The sequence below is a fragment of the Maritalea mobilis genome, assembly GCF_004363175.1.
GTDB classification, from domain to species: Bacteria; Pseudomonadota; Alphaproteobacteria; order Rhizobiales; family Devosiaceae; genus Maritalea; species Maritalea mobilis.
Map to the genome: position 1 here is coordinate 242,730 of NZ_SNYR01000002.1, position 20,037 is coordinate 262,766.

Annotated in this window: 25 protein-coding genes; all 25 read right to left on the minus strand. The window is 53.3% G+C overall.

The window, feature by feature from the left end; translation table 11 throughout:
• Positions 1 to 2: 2 nt before the first annotated feature.
• The gene (locus ATL17_RS08930) at positions 3 to 1,301 is read right to left on the minus strand and encodes a hypothetical protein (RefSeq protein ID WP_133572462.1); all 1,299 of its coding nucleotides are present in this window, start codon (positions 1,299 to 1,301) and stop codon (positions 3 to 5) included.
• A 72-nt stretch (positions 1,302 to 1,373) separates the two neighbouring features.
• Complete coding sequence (locus tag ATL17_RS08935) at positions 1,374 to 1,859, minus strand: hypothetical protein (protein ID WP_133572463.1); 486 nt, start codon at positions 1,857 to 1,859, stop codon at positions 1,374 to 1,376.
• Between the two features lie 42 nt (positions 1,860 to 1,901).
• Entirely contained in the window at positions 1,902 to 3,245 is a 1,344-nt protein-coding gene (locus ATL17_RS08940; RefSeq protein WP_133572464.1) for a sensor histidine kinase, read from the minus strand.
• Entirely contained in the window at positions 3,242 to 3,901 is a 660-nt protein-coding gene (locus ATL17_RS08945) for a response regulator transcription factor (RefSeq protein WP_208111174.1), read from the minus strand. The genes ATL17_RS08940 and ATL17_RS08945 overlap by 4 nt, the downstream gene beginning before the upstream one ends.
• Before the next feature lie 14 nt (positions 3,902 to 3,915).
• Entirely contained in the window at positions 3,916 to 4,236 is a 321-nt protein-coding gene (locus ATL17_RS08950; protein ID WP_133572465.1) for a PepSY domain-containing protein, read from the minus strand.
• A gap of 45 nt (positions 4,237 to 4,281) precedes the next feature.
• Positions 4,282 to 5,037 carry a glycoside hydrolase family 108 protein gene (locus tag ATL17_RS08955; protein WP_166638970.1) on the minus strand — a complete coding sequence of 252 codons (756 nt, stop codon included), beginning with the start codon at positions 5,035 to 5,037 and terminating at the stop codon, positions 4,282 to 4,284.
• Between the two features lie 10 nt (positions 5,038 to 5,047).
• On the minus strand, positions 5,048 to 6,391 hold the full coding sequence (locus tag ATL17_RS08960) for a DUF2793 domain-containing protein (protein WP_166638971.1): 1,344 nt from the start codon (positions 6,389 to 6,391) through the stop codon (positions 5,048 to 5,050).
• A complete protein-coding gene (locus ATL17_RS08965; RefSeq protein WP_166638972.1) occupies positions 6,384 to 10,223 on the minus strand; it encodes a baseplate multidomain protein megatron in 3,840 nt (1,279 codons plus the stop codon). Before ATL17_RS08965 ends, ATL17_RS08960 begins: the two co-directional genes overlap by 8 nt.
• 10 nt (positions 10,224 to 10,233) lie before the next feature.
• Positions 10,234 to 10,659, minus strand: a complete 426-nt coding sequence (locus ATL17_RS08970) for an NlpC/P60 family protein (RefSeq protein ID WP_133572469.1) — start codon at positions 10,657 to 10,659, stop codon at positions 10,234 to 10,236.
• Positions 10,656 to 11,546, minus strand: a complete 891-nt coding sequence (locus tag ATL17_RS08975) for a DUF2163 domain-containing protein (RefSeq protein WP_133572470.1) — start codon at positions 11,544 to 11,546, stop codon at positions 10,656 to 10,658. Before ATL17_RS08975 ends, ATL17_RS08970 begins: the two co-directional genes overlap by 4 nt.
• Positions 11,543 to 12,169 (minus strand): DUF2460 domain-containing protein, encoded by a 627-nt coding sequence (locus ATL17_RS08980; RefSeq protein WP_133572471.1) that lies wholly within the window; start codon positions 12,167 to 12,169, stop codon positions 11,543 to 11,545. The genes ATL17_RS08975 and ATL17_RS08980 overlap by 4 nt, the downstream gene beginning before the upstream one ends.
• The gene (locus tag ATL17_RS08985) at positions 12,169 to 12,726 is read right to left on the minus strand and encodes a phage tail tape measure protein (protein WP_133572472.1); all 558 of its coding nucleotides are present in this window, start codon (positions 12,724 to 12,726) and stop codon (positions 12,169 to 12,171) included. The genes ATL17_RS08980 and ATL17_RS08985 overlap by 1 nt, the downstream gene beginning before the upstream one ends.
• A complete protein-coding gene (locus ATL17_RS08990; protein ID WP_133572473.1) occupies positions 12,716 to 12,931 on the minus strand; it encodes a rcc01693 family protein in 216 nt (71 codons plus the stop codon). Before ATL17_RS08990 ends, ATL17_RS08985 begins: the two co-directional genes overlap by 11 nt.
• Positions 12,932 to 12,934: 3 nt before the next feature.
• Complete coding sequence (locus ATL17_RS08995; protein WP_133572474.1) at positions 12,935 to 13,255, minus strand: gene transfer agent family protein; 321 nt, start codon at positions 13,253 to 13,255, stop codon at positions 12,935 to 12,937.
• Positions 13,255 to 13,668, minus strand: a complete 414-nt coding sequence (locus ATL17_RS09000; RefSeq protein ID WP_133572475.1) for a phage major tail protein, TP901-1 family — start codon at positions 13,666 to 13,668, stop codon at positions 13,255 to 13,257. Before ATL17_RS09000 ends, ATL17_RS08995 begins: the two co-directional genes overlap by 1 nt.
• Before the next feature lie 15 nt (positions 13,669 to 13,683).
• A complete protein-coding gene (gp17, locus tag ATL17_RS09005) occupies positions 13,684 to 14,091 on the minus strand; it encodes a tail completion protein gp17 (protein ID WP_166638973.1) in 408 nt (135 codons plus the stop codon).
• Positions 14,084 to 14,440 carry a head-tail adaptor protein gene (locus tag ATL17_RS09010; protein WP_133572477.1) on the minus strand — a complete coding sequence of 119 codons (357 nt, stop codon included), beginning with the start codon at positions 14,438 to 14,440 and terminating at the stop codon, positions 14,084 to 14,086. The genes gp17 and ATL17_RS09010 overlap by 8 nt, the downstream gene beginning before the upstream one ends.
• Positions 14,437 to 15,012 carry a head-tail connector protein gene (locus tag ATL17_RS09015; protein WP_133572478.1) on the minus strand — a complete coding sequence of 192 codons (576 nt, stop codon included), beginning with the start codon at positions 15,010 to 15,012 and terminating at the stop codon, positions 14,437 to 14,439. The genes ATL17_RS09010 and ATL17_RS09015 overlap by 4 nt, the downstream gene beginning before the upstream one ends.
• Before the next feature lie 75 nt (positions 15,013 to 15,087).
• Positions 15,088 to 16,326 (minus strand): phage major capsid protein, encoded by a 1,239-nt coding sequence (locus tag ATL17_RS09020; RefSeq protein WP_133572479.1) that lies wholly within the window; start codon positions 16,324 to 16,326, stop codon positions 15,088 to 15,090.
• A 10-nt stretch (positions 16,327 to 16,336) separates the two neighbouring features.
• Positions 16,337 to 16,822, minus strand: a complete 486-nt coding sequence (locus ATL17_RS09025; protein ID WP_246028673.1) for an HK97 family phage prohead protease — start codon at positions 16,820 to 16,822, stop codon at positions 16,337 to 16,339.
• Positions 16,819 to 16,971: a hypothetical protein gene (locus ATL17_RS16920; protein WP_166638974.1), complete on the minus strand. Its 153-nt coding sequence runs from the start codon at positions 16,969 to 16,971 to the stop codon at positions 16,819 to 16,821. The genes ATL17_RS09025 and ATL17_RS16920 overlap by 4 nt, the downstream gene beginning before the upstream one ends.
• Positions 16,972 to 16,973: 2 nt before the next feature.
• Positions 16,974 to 17,162 (minus strand): hypothetical protein, encoded by a 189-nt coding sequence (locus ATL17_RS09030; protein WP_133572481.1) that lies wholly within the window; start codon positions 17,160 to 17,162, stop codon positions 16,974 to 16,976.
• A complete protein-coding gene (locus tag ATL17_RS09035; protein WP_133572482.1) occupies positions 17,155 to 18,339 on the minus strand; it encodes a phage portal protein in 1,185 nt (394 codons plus the stop codon). Before ATL17_RS09035 ends, ATL17_RS09030 begins: the two co-directional genes overlap by 8 nt.
• A gap of 19 nt (positions 18,340 to 18,358) precedes the next feature.
• Positions 18,359 to 19,624 (minus strand): DNA-packaging protein, encoded by a 1,266-nt coding sequence (locus tag ATL17_RS09040; RefSeq protein WP_133572483.1) that lies wholly within the window; start codon positions 19,622 to 19,624, stop codon positions 18,359 to 18,361.
• Positions 19,614 to 20,027, minus strand: a complete 414-nt coding sequence (locus ATL17_RS09045) for a hypothetical protein (protein WP_133572484.1) — start codon at positions 20,025 to 20,027, stop codon at positions 19,614 to 19,616. Before ATL17_RS09045 ends, ATL17_RS09040 begins: the two co-directional genes overlap by 11 nt.
• Positions 20,028 to 20,037: the final 10 nt, after the last annotated feature.

Sequence of the window (20,037 nt, forward strand, 5' to 3'; positions counted from 1 at the left end):
TTCTATTGACTGACGCTGTTGTTGAGTTTCCGGCGTTCAATATTGTCTTTGTTTTTCGACATAATTTGCGCATATTCCGCACCAAATCGAATGGCGCAAAGCTTGATCGCAATATCGACTTTGGCGATTGCCAAACTGTCGCCAAATGCCGCAGCCTTTTGGTCTTCTAGCGCCCGCTCCAGTAAAATTTCAAGGGATTTACCCAACTCGTTCCAAGTGCGTTCAACAACGTTGTTTACGGCCAACGATTCTTTGGCATTACGCGCTGCATCCAGCAAATAGACGCTGTTATAGGCTTGTAGCACTTTGTCGGTGGTGAACAGAATTTGTGCGTTTTGCGTTGGAGTCCGCAAAACATTTGTGACGTTGGGGACCACTTGCGAAAGCCGTTTTTCTAGCACTTTAGAAACCCGTGAAGTCAAAACCTCAAGGCAGTGGTTCCACTGGCTCGTTTTTCCAAGCTCCAAATAATAATGCATGACACGGGCAATACGGTGATAGCGGTCGATCGCCAAACACATAAGGTCGATGTCGCTAAAAACCCCCGCCTGTTCCTCAATCGTATCAACAAGTTGCTGCAAATTGATGATCATGGCATCGCCATAGGGGCCATAGCCCGACTTGCGCACCGCAGATTCTGTGTCGCCAAAGCAATGGTCTAAGACGCCGAGCATAAATTTTCCGGGCCACGCCATGTGATAAACAAATGCGGTGCACCAGAGTTTTTGCACTGATCCAGAAGGCAATTCAATTGCCTCGACTAGATCCGAGAACTCTTCTTCAGTTTCATATTGTTTTACGTGAGCGGCCAAATCTTTTGCGGCACGAAGCTTATCAATGTTTTTAAATGCTGTGATGATAAGCGGGAAAGCCTCAAACACATCAAAGCCGCCAAGCTGGATGGTGAGCCGTCGTTGAAACTCGCTACTCGCGTGCGCGGCTTCCAATTGATCTTGAAGCGGTTTTACAAGTTCTTTGAAAGCCATAGCGATCAATTGATCGGCTTTCTTTGGATCTTTGAGAATTTTCTCTTTTAGCTGCCCGATATATTCTGGCGCACCATCACGCTCTAGCCACACCCAAAACTTTTCGAGATGTTTTTTCTCAATCGCCATGCCGAAAATCAGAGGCGATGAGCGCATTGAAATAGGCTGCAGCAATTCAAATGCTGCGCCCTGAACGCCAAATTTAGCTATATTTTCGTAAGAATTTTGCTCGCCAAACGCGCCTAGCGAACCAAGCCCCGATCCCATTTGATCGAGGCCGTCTGTCGCAAACCGAGAGGACGAGGCTAATGGCATATCACGCAACTTTACTAATTCAACACCTCAAAGATAGGCGATTTTAGTAAATAAACGCTTTCTGCCAGCAGCTTAGACGGTTTCTACTTTCCACTCGCCATTGTTGACGCGACACGCAGTGCCTGTGGAAACATAACGCTTGCCGCTGATGATCACAGTGTGCGTGAACTCACGGCAATCACGACCATTTACTTTGATGTATGGACCAACGGTTACTTCGCCAGTCGCCTCGCTATCGCCTTGCCATGTACGGAAGGCGCCAACACGACCAAATTGAAGAGCATAATATTGTGCACTTGCCGCTTCACTCGTCTCTTTGGCACTCAATAGGCTAGCTGCTTCCGGCTTCAAAAATGCCAGAATCTCGCCAGACTGAAATTCATCGCTTGGTGCAGCGCGCACGGTCGGCGTGCTTGTCGACACTGCAGCACTTGCAGAATTGTTGCTCGCATATGTTGTGCGGCTTGTTCCAATGTCCATTCGGGCACAACCAGCAACCAATGCTGTAGCGCCCAAAATGACTGCGAGTTTTGCGATGTTCTTAGCTTGCTTTTCCATAGCCCTCACCATTGACTTCCAATTGCGGCCAAATTTGGCTCATTACCCTAAACGATAGGGAAGTGTGACACATACTGCTAGTCCCGAATCTCGCGGGCAGTCAAATTTCACTTGTCCTGCGCTTAATTGAACAAGTTCTTTAACAATATCAAGACCAAGCCCACTTCCCTGAATATTTTCATCAAGGCGATGGCCCCTTTGTGCAATCTTTTCAAGCTTTTGCTTTGGCACGCCATCGCCGTCATCCTGGATAGTGATTTCCAACATATCACCAACAATTTTGGTCTCTATGCAAACATGGCCACTTGCCCATTTGCCAGCATTGTCCAAAATATTGCCCAGCACCTCATCCAAATCACCAGCATCCATGCGCACGCTTATTTTTTCGCTACTGGGCATTGGCTCCCACTCATATTCCACCGGATGATGGATTTTGCGCATTGCGCTCAATAAGCGGTTCAGCGCAGGTTCTAGCGGTGTGAAGCTGGTTTGAATTTGCGAACGCGCAGCCATTTGAGCGCGCTGTAGATAGCGTTGCACGATCTCTTCCATGCGCTGAAGTTGCGTCCGCACCATGTTGCTATCAATTTGTGTTTTCGCACGGGATTCATTGCGCAAAACAGCTAATGGTGTTTTTAGGCCATGGGCAAGGTTGCCGACATGATTTTGGGCTTGCCGCACAATTTCGCGGTTGGTGGACAAAAGTGCGTTCAATTCGTCTTTCACCGGTTCCATTTCCGGTGGGTAGGTCGCAACAATTCGCTCTGCCTCTGCATCTCGCACGCGCCCAATTTCACGGCGCAATTCTTTCATTGGCCCGAGTGATAGGCGCGCAATAAACGCAGCCAGCAATGCCAAAACGATACCGACCGCACTTAATGCCAAGATGGTTTGATTTCGAAACAGGGAAACGTCTGCATTTAACTCATCCCAATTGGCTGTCACCAGCACTTGGTAATTGCCATTTTGGGTGAAAAGCTTGCGTTCTGACACGCGCTGCAAAATGCCATCCGCATCTCTAACGTCTGCGCGACGGCGGTTTTGATCGTCAAAGGCTACGTTTAATTCTGGCAAGTCAACGCCAAATGTTGATTGAGAGGTCGCAAGCGGCACGCCATTTGGGTTGGTAATTTGCCAATACCAACCGCTGCCCAATTCTTGATAGCGTGGGTCAATGTCTTGGAAGGACCATTCTTCAGGATCTTCCTCATCCAGAATTGCGCCAATCAGCTGGTCAGACTGACTTTCAATCACATTGTCGATATTGCGTTCAAGCGCACGCGCATAAACGAGAGAAAGTGCCCATGCGGTGGCACCTAGGCCGATAATCAAGCAAATAGCTGTGGCCAAAAATATGCGGTTGAAGATCGAAAGATTTTTGGTCATTCAGCCGACAATTTATACCCGAGGCCGCGCACCGTTTCGATTAAGCCATCTGGTAATTTTTTGCGCAGACGCCCCACAAAAACTTCGATCGTATTGGAATCCCGATCAAAGTCCTGATCATAAAGGTGCTCTGTCAATTCAGTACGCGAAATCACTTTGCCATTGTGATGCATCAAATAAGAAAGAAGCCGATATTCATGCGATGTCAGCTTCACTGACGCCCCGTTTAACGTGACCTTGTTTGCGCCAATATCTAGGCGCAGAGGTCCGATCTCAATCGCGTTTGATGCATGGCCAGCGGCGCGGCGCACCAAAGCGCGCAATCGCGCCAGCACTTCTTCCATATGGAACGGTTTGGCCACATAGTCATCTGCGCCAGCGTCGATGCCCTGCACCTTGTCGCTCCAGCGATCACGCGCTGTGAGTAGCAATACAGGCATGTTCCGACCTTCGCGGCGCCATTCTTCAAGGATCGATATGCCATCTTTGATTGGCAAGCCGATATCCAGCACAACAGCATCGTAGGGTTCCGTATCGCCCAAAAAGTGGCCTTCTTCCCCGTCAAATGCCTTATCAACCACGTAACCCGCCTCTTCCAGCGCTTCACAAAGCTGTTGATTCAAGTCCGGATCATCTTCGACCACCAAAATGCGCATATTCGTGTCCTCAACTACCGAATAATTCTTCCCGTCACGGCATCAACCTGAAGCCGATTTTCTACGCCATTGTCGTTCACAATTGTCAGCGCATAAACAGGGCCTGCTGGCCGCACGCAAAGTTCAGCGCGCAGCACCCGGTCGCCCGGTCTCAGTTTAATCAGTTTTTTGATTTGGACAAATGATTGAATTTCACCCTTTTGAACCGCTTGGTTGATGACCATGCGGTCCACGGTGCAGCCGGCATTTTGCGCCTGCGCCGTAGGTATATTTGTCAATGTAACAGCCAATAAAATGGCCGCTACCAATCGGTTGAGAATAGGTTTCTGTGTCATAGTGCCGTTTTTAGCAGCCATAAGCTGAACACAAAATGAACGTTTTTAAACCACGCTAGATGCAGTGTCTTTCAGGCCCTTGCGCAAGAAAATGATGGCGAATGCTTCCATCATCAATTGTCCAGCGCTTGCGTTGTCAAATGCAGGCACCTCAACGCCCGCCAACTGAGCGATAGCAATCAATAACATCAAAGCAGCTGTGATATAGGTCTTATAGCCCTGAAAATAGGTCATTTTTCGGCTTTCTCCATTCATTTTAGTGGAATTCAGTTTTGCCAGCTTTTGAGCGTTATGGCGCGTGCTCTGCACACGTCGTCGCCAGCCTCGACCAAAGGTTGGGTAATGGCGCAGGCGCTTCAAAAACTGCAGGCGTGCAGTACATAATTTATCGATCAGTTTGATTTCGTTGTGTGTTGCGACAAATGTCTTCATTGCCGCAAATGTCACCGGCCCCATTCGCCCATCTTGTGGTGCTTGCACGATAGATTGCAGCATCTTTACCGCGCGATGCGGACCAGAGTTAACTGCAAAGTCGAAAAGGCAAAATGCAATGCCAGTGGGCAATCTGTTCGCCCATATTGGCGCCCAATAATAGCGATAGTAAATCTGAGCCGCTTCCGCTTTACGCAAACGACGCACGGCTGACTTCGGCAGTTTTGTGGCGGGTTTCACGCCTCGAAATCTCGCCAAGGTGGCACGTGTGATGCCAAATTTTGTTGCACCTCCGGGGTCGTGCGGATGGTCCACATATCCGCCCTCCTGCGCAAAAACATGCGCGAGTGCAGTTTGAAAACTGTTCATGAAAGGCCTATCAAACGGAAAATATGGATGGGATAAACCCTTCCAAAGGGTCAACCTGAATGCGGTCATTAAAAATGGCTGGCAGCGCGAACAGCAACTCGTCGCCTGTGTTTGCGTAAAACGGCAGCAAATCGACAAATTGATGCTTCGCCGTGCGTGATGCAGCAGCGAACTGAGCACCGACATGTACCCACCCATCGGCCGCAGCGAGCGTTTGATAGTCCGTCACGGATACACCATCAATTTGCACGTCACATTCACTTGCCGAAATAAGCCATGTGCCACTGACCACCTTCACATAGAGTGATGCCGACTGGCGGGTACCGAATAGTCCATCGTAAGAAAATTGCCGATATTTGGAGCTACCGCTCTGGGTATTTTCATAATAGCCGCTCGACGCAGCGGTGCAATTTGCCACCCAGAATTCCGGATGATAACGCGCTGCCCAACTTTCGCGCAGCAAATCAGCCAATGCTTGCACATCGCTATCTAGCGCAGTCCCTGCCCCGCCATATGTGCTGCTATCATAATGAAATTTGCCATGGCTGGTAAATGTGGAGCCATTCTCATTCTTCAAATAGCTTGGCGCGACAAAACTGGTGATAGTTCCGGTCTTTTCCGCAGCAAAACGACCGCTATCCGGTAAAATTGAGATCTTTTGCGCCACGCCCTGCACTTCGCCAGAAACACCATTCGGCAATGCAAGCTTGCCTGTCGTGCGGTCGCCCACCAGCACATTGCGCCAAGTACTACCATCTCCCGACACACGCAGTGTAAGGTCATCATCATTGAGCAACCCCATCTCCGCGCGAACGGACCAATTGTCCTGCCATCCGATAAGGGCTGTGTGTCCGCTGGTCGCTTTGTTCAGCGAAAGCCGCGTATCACCTGAGCCGCCATCAGCGGGATATTCCGCAGAAAAGAGGCTTGAGGGCGTTTTGGCCAAAATCTTGTTGTAACTGTCAGCAGCGGCCCCAAGTCCCAATTGTTGCAAATTTTGCAATTGGGATAATTGATCAAAAAAGGCGCCCCAGGCGCCTGCATTGAACATATAGGGCTTACCATCGGCCATGTTCCAGGCCAGCCACCCTTCTTGCGGCGTGTAGTAGCGCCATCCTGCGTCAGTGTAGGAAGCGATCATGCCGCCCTGTCCAGTCCACTCCCCGGTGGGTGTGTCACCAATGGCGTAGTCCTTGCCGCTAATGGCTGGGTCTGGCGGGGTGTTGGTGCCGATGCTTTCAAGCTGTATCTGACACAGCGCGTCCAACCCCATAAGAGCTTCATTATGCGTGATATGTTTTAGAGCCTGATCCGGTTGGATCAGTGGCAGGCCCAACTTTGCTGTATTAGTCACTAAAATCGATCCTTTTTGGATGGCCAGCGCCCCAAATGGCGCTGATTTGGCTGACTTCAATCCAGGCATTTTCCACAAGCGCACCAAAGTCGGCGATCTGAGCAACGGCTGTGTAGATAAATGAGGATTGGGAAATTTGGACTGTGTGCAGTGCGGTTTCACCTGAGCCTATGCACAACTCAAACAGTAAATTGTCGGTGTCCAGCGGCACATCTTGGCCCTGCCACATATCGCCACCAACGCGAGTGCAACGCACCCAATCTATCTGGATGTCATCTGTAGTTGGCACACGCACCGCTTGCAGATGAACTGATGCCAACGGCATCAGTGGCGTGGTGCTTGGGGTGAGGCTTATGCTTATGGCTTCGGCGCTGGCAGCGCCGGCATAAGCATATAGGTCAAGGTCTGCCCCCACCTTCTCGCCTGAGACTGCCAGCGTTTTCCCTTCGCCCGGCACCAATGCGCGTGCCCCGGCAAGGCAAGGCTGCGCCGCTGCAAATTGAGTTTTGCCCAGCCCCCGCAATAATTGCGACAATCGATAGGTTTTTGGGGCCACCAGTTCCGCTGTTGCGAAGCCGATTTGCTCCCAACTGCCCTCTGTCTTTTCAAGCCAGAGGCGATTCACACCCTGCATAACTGCCATTGGCGTTGCCGAGCTAAGATGTCCTTCAAGCATGCGAACCAAAAGGCTTTGATTGTGATCCCATAATCCAAGGCTATTTGCAGGCTCAAAATCCTCCTGCACGATGCCGAGCGGATTGGGCTTCTCGATCTCGGCAATGCCCTGCCCTTGATTATCTGTCAGGCGGATATTGCCGGGCCAGGGCTTGGCATAAGCAGCAGCGAACACTTGGGTGTTTAGTTCATCCGCGTCCCCGTTCGGCAATTGCGCCAACACAATCAGCGGTGCGCTCTGCGCTGGCTCCAACGTTTTTCCAGTCCGCGTCGAAGTTTCTGTGCCAGCACTGCCATTTGGTTCCTGTGGTAATCGCAACGACATTTTTTGGCTATGCGCCAATTGGCTCATTTCAACAATTGCAGGCGCTGTTTTGCCAGAAACCTCAAGCATGTCGCCAATTGTCAAAGCGGACAGGGAAGGCGGCAGCTCAAACTGATATTGAGCCTTGGCCGCCTGGCCGTTGCGCCATTGCGCTGCTGCAATTTGTGTTGCGGTGGCCGGGTCCAGCGTTGAGGGCCAGTTCAAAAACGCCCGTTCGCCGCTCTGTTTTTGGTGATCATAAAATGCGGTCGCTGTGCCGTAATCGGCCAACCGTTCCAAAAATTTGAGATCCAACCGCCGCACACCGTCTTCCGCATCCGGATATTTGATGTTCAGCGCTTCGTTTTGGTTGAAGGCCAAATTCTCGGCTTCGATTTGTAGTGGCGTATGCGTCCTTGGCGCGGTGAGGGTCAACTGCCCAGCAGCATCGTCAACATAAAGGTCTTCGCAGGCCAGCAATCCTGCCAGCTCGTCCCGCACACTAGCGCTGCCGCCCGTCAATTGCCCTTCAATAAACAGTTTGGAGCTTTCAGCAACTTCCAGCGCAATGCCAGCTTCTGCGGCGATTGCCTGCGCGAGCTCATCGATCGTGGCCCCGCCCAAACGTCCATTCAGCCAATGGCCGGTGAAATAGGCGGAGCCATCCGACCATTCATCGGTCAGCATCGGAAAGGCGGGAAATGGGCGTGCATCCCACGCCCAGATATATACGCGATCTATATCCAGCATGGGCGCGCCATATTGGCTGGACACGGGATTGGCTGCAGCATTATCACGCCAAGTCTTATGGTGCGCCCGTAGAAATTGCCGCTGCATCGCAGGGTCAGGCACACCTTGAGAAAAGTAAGGTTCTTTGTGTTCCACGCTTTTAGGATCAGAAAAGGCATTGGGTTGATTGCCGCCCAAATGCACGGCACCGCAGCCTAACTCCGTCAGCCAAAGGGGCTTCGATTCAGGCACCCAGGCCGTAACGGTGGCGCTTCTCACGCCATTGGGACGATCGTGGTGTGCATTGCCCCACCAAGCCTTTAGGTCTTTAAATCGCCAAACCCAAGCTTCACCCGCTGCTCCATCGCCAATTGGCGTGCGTATTTGCGCTTCGCGATCTTCCGCTGAAGCGTAATACCAGTCATACCCCTCGCCTGCATAAATATTGTTGGCCAGATAGTGTGTATCTTTTTCATGCCGCGCCAGTGTTTGATCAGCATGGTCGCCATCTGCACGCCAATCACTGAGCGGCATGTAATTATCGATGCCAACCGCATCAATTTCCGGGTCTGCCCAAAGCGGATCAAGGTGAAAATATTTACCACCCGGCTCATCAGCAGGCTGGTAGCCATGATATTCGCTCCAATCCGCCGCATAGGTCAGTTTGCACGTTGCCCCCACAATCTGGCGCACATCCGCCGCCAATTGCTTTAGGGCCTGCACATAGGGGAAATTTTGCGCACCATCGCGCACAAAACTCATGCCCGGCATTTCGGACCCGATGATCATTGCATCCACTCCGCCTGCTGCCCGAGCTAGATTTGCATAATGCATAATATAACGGCGATAGCGCCATTCATTCGGACCGCTATAGGTCATTTGACCGCCGCTCACGGCGAAATCATTCGGCTGACAAGCGCCCATAAATTGCGTCACTTGGCTAGCGGCGGCGGCAGTCTTGTCCGCGCTCGATGCTTGTCCAATAGCCGGGTGCACCGTCACCCGACCGCGCCATGGATATGCTGGTTGGCTATTGCCGCCATAAGGGTTCGGCAGACTGTTGCTCGCCGGAACGTCCATCATCATAAGTGGATAAAGGGTCACCTTTATCCCTCTCGTATGAAGGTCTTGTATGGCATCGATGATGGATTGATCAGACGGGGTGCCGCCATAGGCTGGCGCACCATTGTTTGCGCTGGTGATCTGCGCGGCATTGCGATCAAGCCCCGCAACCTGCCATTCAACATCTTTCAGTTGTCGTTCATGGTCGATGACACGCGGGGCAATCTCGCACTGGCCACAGCGCAAATCATCGCCAAACCAACTCACCACCAGCGCAACATGTTTCAAATTTGGGCATAACGCGGTGAGTTCATCGATGGATACGTCCCAATCAGATCGCCCCACCACATGGTGCGCATTTTCTGTTTTGGTTTCCCCATAGCCGAGCAGGCGCACACGTGGTGAAGGGTCATAGCCAAATTCGGTTGATCCGGGGATGACGCAAACCGCACGCAGGTTTTGCTCTAAGTCCCCAACGGGGCGGCACAATTCAACCGAAATCTGTGGAATGCGATTACCAAACTGGCCAATATCCAGATTTTCAAAAACAATATAGCAAAGTCCGCGATAGGCTGGGCAATTGTTACTTCCCTGCATTGCGGCAATAAGGCTGTCTCGCGATTGGTCTGAACTGCCTTTGTGAAACCGATAAGTCAGGTTACGCGTGTCGAGCAATTGACCATCGGCCCAAATGCGTCCCAAATGAGCCACCTCACCTTCACAAAATGCTACCGCCAGATTGACCACAATTGTGCTGTCATCGTCTTGGCTTGCTGTCGATTTTGCGCCACTGCTTGCCACGGTCAGGCGTTCTAGCTCTGTGGCCCAGATGATGTTTCCAGACAGTCGAGACCAACCATACAGCCTTGAGATAGCGGTTCCTTCTTGCGATCCAAGCAGACGCACTGCCCCTTTTGGCGTTGGCGTCTCTTCGCCGAAGAGCTGGTTATCAATGGCGCTGCCCGCCAAGGCGCCCAGTGCCCGGCCGATGGTCGCGCCCACCGGACCGCCTAGCGCGGCGCCAAGGGCCTGACCGCCAACTGAAAGTAATAGAGTTGCCAAAGAAATTTCCTCAATTCGGGAATGTGTAGTGCGCCGCCAAGCGCCGCCGCCACGGCGCATCAAAGGCCAGCTGGATCGTGCCCACGCCTTCTTGCGCGTGGATCATCTGGTCCGGCGCAATCAAAATTGCACAGTGTTTTGCAGGCAGATCGCGCCGCATCCGAAACAGCAAAATATCGCCGGGGCAAGGTGGTCTGCTATTTTGTCGCTTTAAGCAATAATCGGCCTGATCCTGCAATAAGGTTCCCGCCAACGGGTCGCGCCAACTGGCGGAATAAGGCGGCACTGTCCTAGGCAGGTCGACACCCAGTTCGCGACCAACCCCCAAAATCAAGCCAAGGCAATCGCAGCCCAGTTTCTTCTTTGCAGCTTGATGCAAATAGGGCGTACCCAACCACTCTTTTGCGGCCGCCACGACTTGCTCAGCTTCAATCATTTGAATAGCACTCCGCCACTCAGATCGTCGCCCGCGCGCGGATAGCGCAGCACAAAATCATCACCGGGAATATGCGGAAAGCCTTGAAAATTAACACTGTTGTTGAACTTGTCACGGCAGGTCGCAAATTGCTTGTCGCAGCCAACAATTGCCCGCGCTGTGTCACCCACTTCAATCAACTCAGTTTTGAAATTGGACAGCGTGAGAAGATCGCTCCCCGCCGCGCGCTGATGCAGCGCGATGTTAAAGTGATCATTTTTGTAGGCCCCGCTCTGCCAGTGCAGTGTGCCTTTGCTTGCCCAGCCTTCCGCACGCGCCTCCAGCCCCGTCATCGTCATAGAGCCGTCGTCGCCAACAGCTGTCACAGTCACCGTGCTGGAAAAGCTCGCGGAATTGGCATCCATACCACAACGCCCATCGCCAAATTGCGCGTCGCAATGGCGTTGATAGATGCGCCCGCGCTTTTGGTTTAATTTCGCATGGTGCGAGCGCAGTTCAGCTTCAAACCGATTGTCCACCTGCTTAATTTCACCAATATAATCGCGCCGCATCAAATGGCGTTCGTCTGGCTTGCGCCAATTTACCCACCACCAATCGATCTGGGCATTGGCCAGCAGTCCTGCCCGCAGCATGGGCTCGGTCAGGCGTTCATCGTCCACAAAGCCCAGCACTTCAGCAGTGTCCACTGCTTCGTTGCGCTTGTCGGTCATTGCGCTGGGTTGAAAGCCCGCTTTGGGATCAAATACTTGGCCATCGAAAGTGATGTGTTGATCATGGTCGGTAAAGCCCAATTGCTGTTCGTTGCGCAGAGTTAGCAACCAGCAATTGCACAGGCTCGTGGCCCCACTTTTCAAATGGGCGTCAAACGCAGGTGAAAATTGTCTCACGTCAAAATCTCAATCAAAGGAATGGATGGAATTAGCCCCGCATCAAAGCTAGAAAGCTCAACATCCAAATGGTCTGTGTCAAAGCGTACCGGGACATCAAATTCAAACCCAGCTGTGAGGCTGGCGCCAGACAATGGGGCGCTGGCGAAGCTAAGGATGCCTGTCGTTTCGTCCACCGTGAAATCGTCACCAACCGCCAGTTCGCTGCCATTCACGGCCACGCGCACGCTGGCCGCAACGGGCTTTTTGATTTGCCGGGCATAGGGATCAAACGCACTGCCATAATGCTTGATCAATTGAAATTCGGTCTGGCTGCCATCGCCAAAGCCCAAGTCCTGATCATAGGGGGTCACCGTTTCTTGGCTGGAACGATGATCCAACGGGTCGCGAAACAAGAAGCCATGAAAGCGTCCGCGCCGCTCTTCAAAAAAGCTAAGGATCTGACGCATATCTGCCGCGCTTTTCACGCCATATCCGGCGTTATATTTGCGCCGCGATTGAGCACACCGTGTGTTGCGTTCTTCAGCACCAGACACAAGCGACACAATGTCGGTCGACCATTGCGGCCCACCCCGCGCACCCAGCGCGATATTGATCGGAAACCGTATTTGGTGAAATGCCATTAGCTTGCCCTTTGCCCCCGTTTGATGGCGCTCAACAATCCGGCAGAAATCTCGGCTTCTGCTTGCGCAAAACTGTTTGCATCATTGGTGTTTACCGTCATGGAAATCATGATCGGCGCTTGCCCTGAGCCGCTGGCCACGCCCAATTGCCCGCGGCTATTGCGCTTCAGGGGCAAAATGGCTTCTGGCCCGGCTTCGCCTGCCAGGCCAAATCCGCTTTGCATGGGGAAATAGGTCGGCGCGTTCAGCACACCACCTTTTGCAAAGGGTTGGATGACAGGAATTGCGCTGTTCGTGCCTTGAAACAGGTCGCCAACAAATCCACTGATCATATTGCCCAGCGGTTGCAGCGCTGCTTTCACCGCAATTTGGGCGAAGGCTTTGGCGATATCGACCAACATATTTTTGAGCGATTTGCCATTGACCAAAGCGTTGGTGAACGCATTGGTGATGGTGGTGCCAACACTTTTGGCCAGATCATCAATGCGGGCCAGTTCCGCCTCAATCTCCGCCAGCGCGCCAGTCTCAGGCAGCTGTTGAAGCTCATCAAGATTCATATTTGTCTCCATCTGGAAAATCAGCCATCAGTTCGGCCATTCTTTGCCGCTCCAGCGGCGCTGCATGGCCAAACATCTTTTGTTTCGCCTGCACCGCAAGCGTCAGTTCGCGCGGGCTGGACGCCCAAAAAGCTTCTGGAGAAAGACGCAATTCGCCAAACCCAATCTGCGCCAGCTCGGCCCAGGGAAATGGTGATTTGACCATCGATTATTGGTCCAATGGCGCCGCAAACGTTAAGTGCAGCAATTGCGCCACCGCTTTGGCCGCACCAAGCGCGCCACCTGCAATCTGTGCGGTTTCCAAATCCCGATCGCTGATGACATGACCCGCGCCACGCAGCCCTGCGCCGAGGATCACTATTATATCTCTTGCACTGATGTGCCCGGCTTCGAAACGGTGCCCGAGCCCGTTCAAATCATCAAGCTGCAGCTTAGCTTCCAACTCAGCCAGCGCCCCGAGCGTCAGGCACAATGTGTGCGTTTTCCCATTAAGTGTAAGCTCTATTTCACCCCGTCTCGGATTGGCCATTAGAGCACCGTGAATGAAATTTCACCGGCGCGTTCCAGCGCCACGTCAAAGGTCACCTCACCATTGTGATTGGCGGCAAACTCCAATGCCGTGATCTGAAATTTGCCCTCAATGGTGCCGAAATCAGGAATCACCAGCTGCCAATCGCGCACCTGCCCCGCGAAAAACAGTTCGCGGATCCGCGCGTCACTTTGCGCATCTTTGAAGATGCCACTGCCTGAAAGGCTTGCGGTTTTCACCCCGCCCCCTTGCAACAATTCCCGCCATTGTCCGGCAGATTGGCTGTCTGTGGTGTCGATCGTTTGGGCATTAAATGCCAGTTGTCGCGAGCGTATGCCCGCCACGGTGATAAAGCTGCCGCTGCCGGTTTCATCCAGCTTCAGCAACATGTCCTTGCCGCTTTGTGCGCCCATAATATCCTCTTATGTCTAGCTTAATGGCTCTAGGGTGATGTGCAGGCCGATCAGGGTTTTGGCCCATCCGCTGCGCGGTTCGATGCTGGTTTTGGTGTGGCGGTGGTTTTGCCGCACCGCGCGAAAGCTGGTGCCAAAATTATGGTTTAGAAACAGGTCCACCACCTGTTCGGCTGCCTGAAAGCCAAGCTGCCGAGCGCTTCTGGCGTGCCAGAACTCCAACTCCACTTCATGATCAAATAGCGATGTCGCAATGGCATCGCGCGGCGCAAACTCGTGATTCTTGATGGTGATAAAAGGTGGTCGCTGTCCACGCCGCGGGGCATCAATAATTTTTCCGCTGCCGATCAAGCTGATCAGTGTTGGATCATTGTCCAGCAGCGTCACCAGCTCGGTTTGCAATTCGAGGGCGAAATCAGCCATATTGCGCACCCTCCATCTCAATGTGCTTCGCCGTGCACAACAGATAGGCATTGCGCATATTGAGATTTTCCATCAGTTCAATCTGATAATGCGCCCCTTGCCACTCGATTAAATCCCCTTTGGCGAGTTGAGGGTCAAAACGTAGGGTAAATTCGAAACGCGCTGTTTGAGAATGGCCTGCGCCGCTGCCAAAGAGATTTGATTTCACCCCAACCCGCGCCCAGCTTTGGCCAAGGCTATTCAAGGTAAAATCAGACCCGCCTGCCCCGTCATCTGTTTCAATGATGCGCCACAGGTTCACCCGATTGCGCAAGCTGGCAAGGCTCGGCTGTTTGCGCAAAGCACTCATAGGCGCACCTCGCAATATTTACCGATCAACTGGTCGAATTGGGTCGGGATCACCGCACCACTGCCTGCTGTCACAACCGCTTCCCGATGCTCATACCAATGGCCGATCAGCCGCAGCATGGCGAGACGCAAATCTTCAGGCACGTCGCTTGCCGCGTCGCCAAACCCGGTTTGATAGGTGATTTCAACCGCATCATAATCGCGCAAGCGCGGCACCGACGTGCTGGTCGGCGCCAGAAGTACTGTGCATTTACCACTACGCTTATCTTGCTTCACTTCAGCCAAGGGCCAATTGACCTCCGAACCATCAGCGTCAAATAAGCTGATGTTCACTAGTGCTTGAAACGGGCCAATGGGCAAGCAAATGCCTTTGTCGGGCCAAACATCACCCACCCATTTCCATTGCTGGGTGATCATTGCTTTGCGGGTCACGCTTTCAATGTGGCTCCGCGCCGCCGCAATTAGCGTTGCAATCAGCGCATCATCATCGGCATGGTCTAGCCGCAAATAGGCTTTTGTTTCAGCCAAGCTAAGCGGCTCTACCGCAGGGCCTGCAACTAAAATGGAGGTCATGTCGCCCTTTCTGTTGAGAATAAAAAAGGCCGATCCGAAGATCGGCCAGTTTGGGAGGGAGAGATCAGGCGTCGATTACACGGTGCCGAATTTCAGCAGCTTGATGGCATCAAAATCATGCACGCCGCCGCCGACACGTTTTGTGGTGTAGAACAGCACATAAGGCTTGGCGGAAAATGGATCGCGGATCACGTTCACACCTTGTCGGTCGACAATTAGATAGCCACGTCGGAAATCGCCAAAAGCAATTGGGGTGGAATCTGCGGCAATGTCCGGCATGTCTTCGGCTTCCACCAGATTGAACCCCATAAAGTTGGCGTTACCGCCCGGCTGCGTCGCGGGTTGCCACAAATAATTGCCATCGGCATCCTTAAGCTTGCGCAAGGCCGCCTGTGTTGTACGGTTCATCAGCCAACTTGCATTCTGGCGATAGCCAGCTTTGAGGGTATAGACGAGATCAATCAGCACATCGCTTTCATCCGCAGCAGGCAAATCGCCCGAAACGCCCGTCACATTGTAGCCGATGTTTCCCCAGCTCCAGCTGGTCTCGGCCACTTGCGGGACAGACAAAAAGCCTGTGGGCTTTTTCACGCCATCGCCAGTGATAAAAGCTGTGGTTTCTTGTTCAGCGAAAGCCGTTTCCACTTCGTCGGCAATCCAGCGCTCGACATCCACCGCCGCGTCATCCAAAAAGCTGGCGGTGGCCGCAGGCATCGCATAAAGCTCGGTTGTCGGAAACTCAATTTCGGCCAAAGTCTGGCTGTTGGTTTCTGGCCGCGCATCGCTCTCGCCCACCCAACCAACGGCTGGCCCAGTGATGGAGACCGGCTTTTTATAAATCGCTGACGAAACTTGCCGCACACTAGCAATGGCACGGATCGGGGAAATAGCTGTCAAACGGCGCGTGATTTCGCTATCGGTCTCGTCCGGCACCAAATAACCACCATCTGGGTTCGAGCCAATGGAAAGCGATTTTTCTTCGCCCTTGCGTACATAGGCGGCAAAGGCATCTTTATATTCGCCATCGCGCTCCAGCGGCATATCTTTTTGCCCCAATGCTGGACGCAAGTTTTTCGCAACCATGCGATCCATGGCCTGTTTCTGGCTATCCATCGCTGCGTTCAATCGGTCGAGCTTTTGGTCAAGCAACACATCTTCGCGTTGCTTTTCCAGCGCGTTCAACCGCTGGTCATTCGTTGATTTGAACTCTTCAAAGGCACCCATAAATTCATCAAACATGGCGCTCACAGATCCATCATCTGCGCCGCCCGTATGGGCTTTGATTTCAAGTTCCGGGATGGAATTGTTCTTCATTGATCATCCTTTAGATATTGGAGGCAAAAAGTTGACTAGCCCGGCGCAATTGCCGCGCAAGTTTTGGAGGCTGGATGCGGGCACTGGCCAACATGGGAAAGGTCACGATTGAAATCTCCCAAAGGTCAACTTCCAGCAATCGACGTGGCTTTGCCGCTTGGGATCGTGCCGCTTTGATTGTGCGAAATCCGATGGAGAGACCGTCCAGACTGCCATGCTCAATCAGTGCGGCTAGCGCATCAGAGCGCGGTACCGTGGCGGTAAGTTCGCCACGTACTTTTAGGCCGATTTCGGTTTCGCGCACTTCCAGCCAGCGCCCAATGGGCTCTTTAGAGTCGTGCTGAAACAACATGCGAATTTGGCTGGCGGGTCGCTTTTTCAAGCTATTTGCAAATGCGCCCGGCATCACCACATCGCCGCCCTGATCGATTTTGCCAAACAGGCTGGCATAGCCTTCAAATCGGCCATTGCCATCAATCAAAATGCTGGCGCTCAATGGCTCGCCACCTTGCGCAAGCGGGGCGATTGGCGACGCGATTTGATCACCATCAGCGTTTGCGCAAACTGGCGGAAAATCTGTTGCGCCTCTTCGCCATGGACGCGCTGGCTACGCAATGAATTAAAAAATGTCTTTAAAAAATGCATGTTTAGCTCCCGTTTTTGAAAAGTCGATTCAGGGCTGCGATTTCCTGCACAAACATGTTGAACCGCCGGTGGGCATCGGCCAGTTGCCGCATGTTCCACACCAGCAATGTCGAGGCACCGCTTGCCCATAAAAAAAGCGCTAAATGCGCCAGATCACCGCGTTCAATGATGGTTGATGTGAGTTCACTCATTGTCCTCCCCTTCATGTTTTTGTGGGCGAAAGCCCATCAGTTCGCGCTTTTCCTGGTCGGTCAGCGCGTTCAGCCCGTCAATCTGTGTCCAGCGGGCCATACGCTCATTGGCGATGGCCTCGACAGAGTCAAAATCCGGGATAATTTCGAACGGCTCTTGAAAATGCTCACTGAGACAAGGCCCCATCGCCGCACATAGTCGTGTCAGCAAGGGGATAATGGTTTGCCGCCAAAAGGCGCGGTTGGCCTCGCGGTAATTGGCGTGGGTGTTGTCGCCTGGCAGGCACAGCATCATGGGCGGCACGCCGAAGGCTGTGGCGATGTCCCGCGCCGCGCTGTCTTTCGCGGCCAGAAAATCCATGTCACGGGGCGAATAGCCGATGGACTTCCAGTCCAACCCGCCTTCCAGTACCATCGGGCGCCCGGCATTTGCCGCGCCCTGAAAGCCATCTGCCAACTCACTTTTGAGCCGCGCAAATTGTTCATCACTCAAATTGCCGTTCTGTGCGCTATAGACCAGCGCCCCGGAGGGCCGCGCCGCATTGTCCAGCAGCGCCTTGTGCCAATCGCACGCCGTATTGTGGGTTTCAATTGCCTGCATTGCCGCCGCGGCTGGCGGTAAGCCGCCATGATCACTTAGCGGATGCAGCTGCTTCAAATGCAACACGGTGCGCCCTTGCGCGCCCTCCAGCTTGATTTTGCGCTTATGACCGTCAACTTCATAGAGGTAGCCATTTACCCAGCCATCCTTACCGATCAGCGGCGTCACCCGGTCGGGTCGCAGCACGAAGAGTTGAGCGTGATCGTCCACCCGCACAACCTCCACATACGCGCTGCCCGCCAACATCAGATAGGTGGTCAGCTCTTCCACAAAATCGGGCCAGCTTGTCTCACCATTTGGGCGTTTGAGCAGTGTGAGTGCGGGATGATCCGCCAGTTTCTTGTCCTGTTGCACCAGTTCAAGCGGCACACGCGACACGCTTTCCGCAATCAGGCGCACCGCCCGATAGGCGATCGGGTTCGCCATCATGCCCAGCTTGGCGTGAGCAGCAAAATTTCTGCCTGACCATTTGGCTGATTGCTGCCGCATCAGCGTGATAAAGCCAGTGCCTTGCGCCTTTTGTTCCGGCGCAGCACCGTGCCCTCGACCGCGCAAGCGGTCGAACCATAAAGCCATGGAATGTCTCCGTTAAATTCTAAAAATTGCGAATGCGCGGTCGTGCGTCTGTGCCCAAAGCCAGTTCTGTGATGGCCCACACCAATGCGTCCATCCGGTCTGGTGACCCCTGTCCAGTTTGGTCCGGCGCAAAGGCGCACATTTCATCCTCTAAATGCCGCAGGTCGCCCACATGGCGCACCAGACCGCGCTCGTAAAGCATAGCTACGGGTTCCGCCCTTGCATATTTACTCCGGTGCGCCCGCACTTGCTTGATCGGCAGGTTAAGCACCAATTGTTTAAGGTTCAGCCCCACCAAATCGCCACCCTGATTGGTTTCCGCAACCACCAGATCAGCATCAAACTGGTCAAAAGCGTGGATCACCTTGCGGGCCCATTGCAGCGCTGGTGCCGGCTGAAACGATAGATCGGCCAGCACATAGGTCACTTCACCCACTTGCCCGGCCACCACAATGCCACACTGGTCAGAGTGCTTGTGGCTGGTCACTGGTGGGTCGATCGCGATAACCACGCGATCAAATTGTGCCGGACTTGCTGCCCGCAGCTCATCGAACTGCGCGTGGTGCCATAAAGCACCTTCCGCCGCCTCCAGCACTTCGCCATCCAGTTCCTGCCGTCCCAATCGCGTCCCCGCATAATGGGCAGTGACCGTTGAAAAGAAATTCGGGGCCAAATTGGCGGCATTATCGCTTGTGCTGGCGCGGGTCACCACACAGTTTTTGTCTTGCATCAGTTTTTTCAGCGCCGGGATCGGTCGCGGTGTCGTGGTCACCATTTGTTGCGGCGCATCTCCCAGACGCAAGGCGAACTGCAACATGTCCCAACAGATTTGCGGATTAGGCCATTTGGCATACTCGTCAGCCCAAGCCGCTGCAAATTGAGGGCCGCGCAAGGCGTCTGGATCGTGCGCTGAAAACAGCTTCGCCACCGCCCCATTCGGCCATTCCAATTCGCCGCGCGACTTATGAAAAACGGGCTGTTGGTCGGTGGGGTGAATGGCGAGCAAGCCAGATACCCCTTCAATCATCACGGCCCGCGCATCGGCAATGTCTTCGCCCACCAAGGCAATCGGGCTTGCCGCTTTTTGGTTGAGGCCCAGCGCTTTTTCGCGCACCCATTCGGCCCCGGCCCGGGTTTTGCCCGCGCCGCGACCGCCGAGCATCAGCCAGGTCAGCCAATTGCCATCAGGCGCCACTTGATCGGGCCGCGCCCAAAATCGCCAGTCATGATAAAGCGCTTGCACTTCTGCATCGCTCAGCTCGGCAATGAGGTCGCTATTTTGCATTGTCGCGCAGGGCGTCGATCCGGTTCAAAATGCGTTGGCGCATCGCGGCAACTTGTTCTGGCTGCATGTGCTGCCCAGCATCATCTGCTACTGGCTTCTCCGTCGACTTGTCGAACAGCTTTAGCAAATTGGCAATTGCAGTTAAGTCGGCGGCCTTCACATGGGTTAGATCAGCTTCCAAAGCATCAAGTTTCAAATCCAAAAGCGCAGCCAAGCGTGCACGAAAATCCCGTTCTTTGGGTTTCTGCTTGTGATGATTACGCTTCGCCCAATTGTTGCGACGGGCATAGGCGTAAAACGTTGCAGGGGAGATATCGTATGAGGCGCAAATCTCAACAACGCGCACATTGCTGGCCTCATAGGCTTCTTTGATTGCAGCCCATTCAGCTTCGCTAAGTTTCAATGCAATTTCC

Excerpts from the sequence above, each read along its gene's own strand:
- ATL17_RS08930 (WP_133572462.1), bottom strand. The coding sequence starts at position 1,301 with ATGCCATTAGCCTCGTCCTCTCGGTTTGCGACAGACGGCCTCGATCAA.
- ATL17_RS08935 (WP_133572463.1), bottom strand. The coding sequence starts at position 1,859 with ATGGAAAAGCAAGCTAAGAACATCGCAAAACTCGCAGTCATTTTGGGC.
- ATL17_RS08940 (WP_133572464.1), bottom strand. The coding sequence starts at position 3,245 with ATGACCAAAAATCTTTCGATCTTCAACCGCATATTTTTGGCCACAGCT.
- ATL17_RS08945 (WP_208111174.1), bottom strand. The coding sequence starts at position 3,901 with ATGCGCATTTTGGTGGTCGAAGATGATCCGGACTTGAATCAACAGCTT.
- ATL17_RS08950 (WP_133572465.1), bottom strand. The coding sequence starts at position 4,236 with ATGACACAGAAACCTATTCTCAACCGATTGGTAGCGGCCATTTTATTG.
- ATL17_RS08955 (WP_166638970.1), bottom strand. The coding sequence starts at position 5,037 with ATGAACAGTTTTCAAACTGCACTCGCGCATGTTTTTGCGCAGGAGGGC.
- ATL17_RS08970 (WP_133572469.1), bottom strand. The coding sequence starts at position 10,659 with ATGATTGAAGCTGAGCAAGTCGTGGCGGCCGCAAAAGAGTGGTTGGGT.
- ATL17_RS08980 (WP_133572471.1), bottom strand. The coding sequence starts at position 12,169 with ATGGCATTTCACCAAATACGGTTTCCGATCAATATCGCGCTGGGTGCG.
- ATL17_RS08985 (WP_133572472.1), bottom strand. The coding sequence starts at position 12,726 with ATGAATCTTGATGAGCTTCAACAGCTGCCTGAGACTGGCGCGCTGGCG.
- ATL17_RS08990 (WP_133572473.1), bottom strand. The coding sequence starts at position 12,931 with ATGGTCAAATCACCATTTCCCTGGGCCGAGCTGGCGCAGATTGGGTTT.
- ATL17_RS08995 (WP_133572474.1), bottom strand. The coding sequence starts at position 13,255 with ATGGCCAATCCGAGACGGGGTGAAATAGAGCTTACACTTAATGGGAAA.
- ATL17_RS09000 (WP_133572475.1), bottom strand. The coding sequence starts at position 13,668 with ATGGGCGCACAAAGCGGCAAGGACATGTTGCTGAAGCTGGATGAAACC.
- gp17 (WP_166638973.1), bottom strand. The coding sequence starts at position 14,091 with ATGGCTGATTTCGCCCTCGAATTGCAAACCGAGCTGGTGACGCTGCTG.
- ATL17_RS09010 (WP_133572477.1), bottom strand. The coding sequence starts at position 14,440 with ATGAGTGCTTTGCGCAAACAGCCGAGCCTTGCCAGCTTGCGCAATCGG.
- ATL17_RS09015 (WP_133572478.1), bottom strand. The coding sequence starts at position 15,012 with ATGACCTCCATTTTAGTTGCAGGCCCTGCGGTAGAGCCGCTTAGCTTG.
- ATL17_RS09020 (WP_133572479.1), bottom strand. The coding sequence starts at position 16,326 with ATGAAGAACAATTCCATCCCGGAACTTGAAATCAAAGCCCATACGGGC.
- ATL17_RS16920 (WP_166638974.1), bottom strand. The coding sequence starts at position 16,971 with ATGCATTTTTTAAAGACATTTTTTAATTCATTGCGTAGCCAGCGCGTC.
- ATL17_RS09030 (WP_133572481.1), bottom strand. The coding sequence starts at position 17,162 with ATGAGTGAACTCACATCAACCATCATTGAACGCGGTGATCTGGCGCAT.
- ATL17_RS09035 (WP_133572482.1), bottom strand. The coding sequence starts at position 18,339 with ATGGCTTTATGGTTCGACCGCTTGCGCGGTCGAGGGCACGGTGCTGCG.
- ATL17_RS09040 (WP_133572483.1), bottom strand. The coding sequence starts at position 19,624 with ATGCAAAATAGCGACCTCATTGCCGAGCTGAGCGATGCAGAAGTGCAA.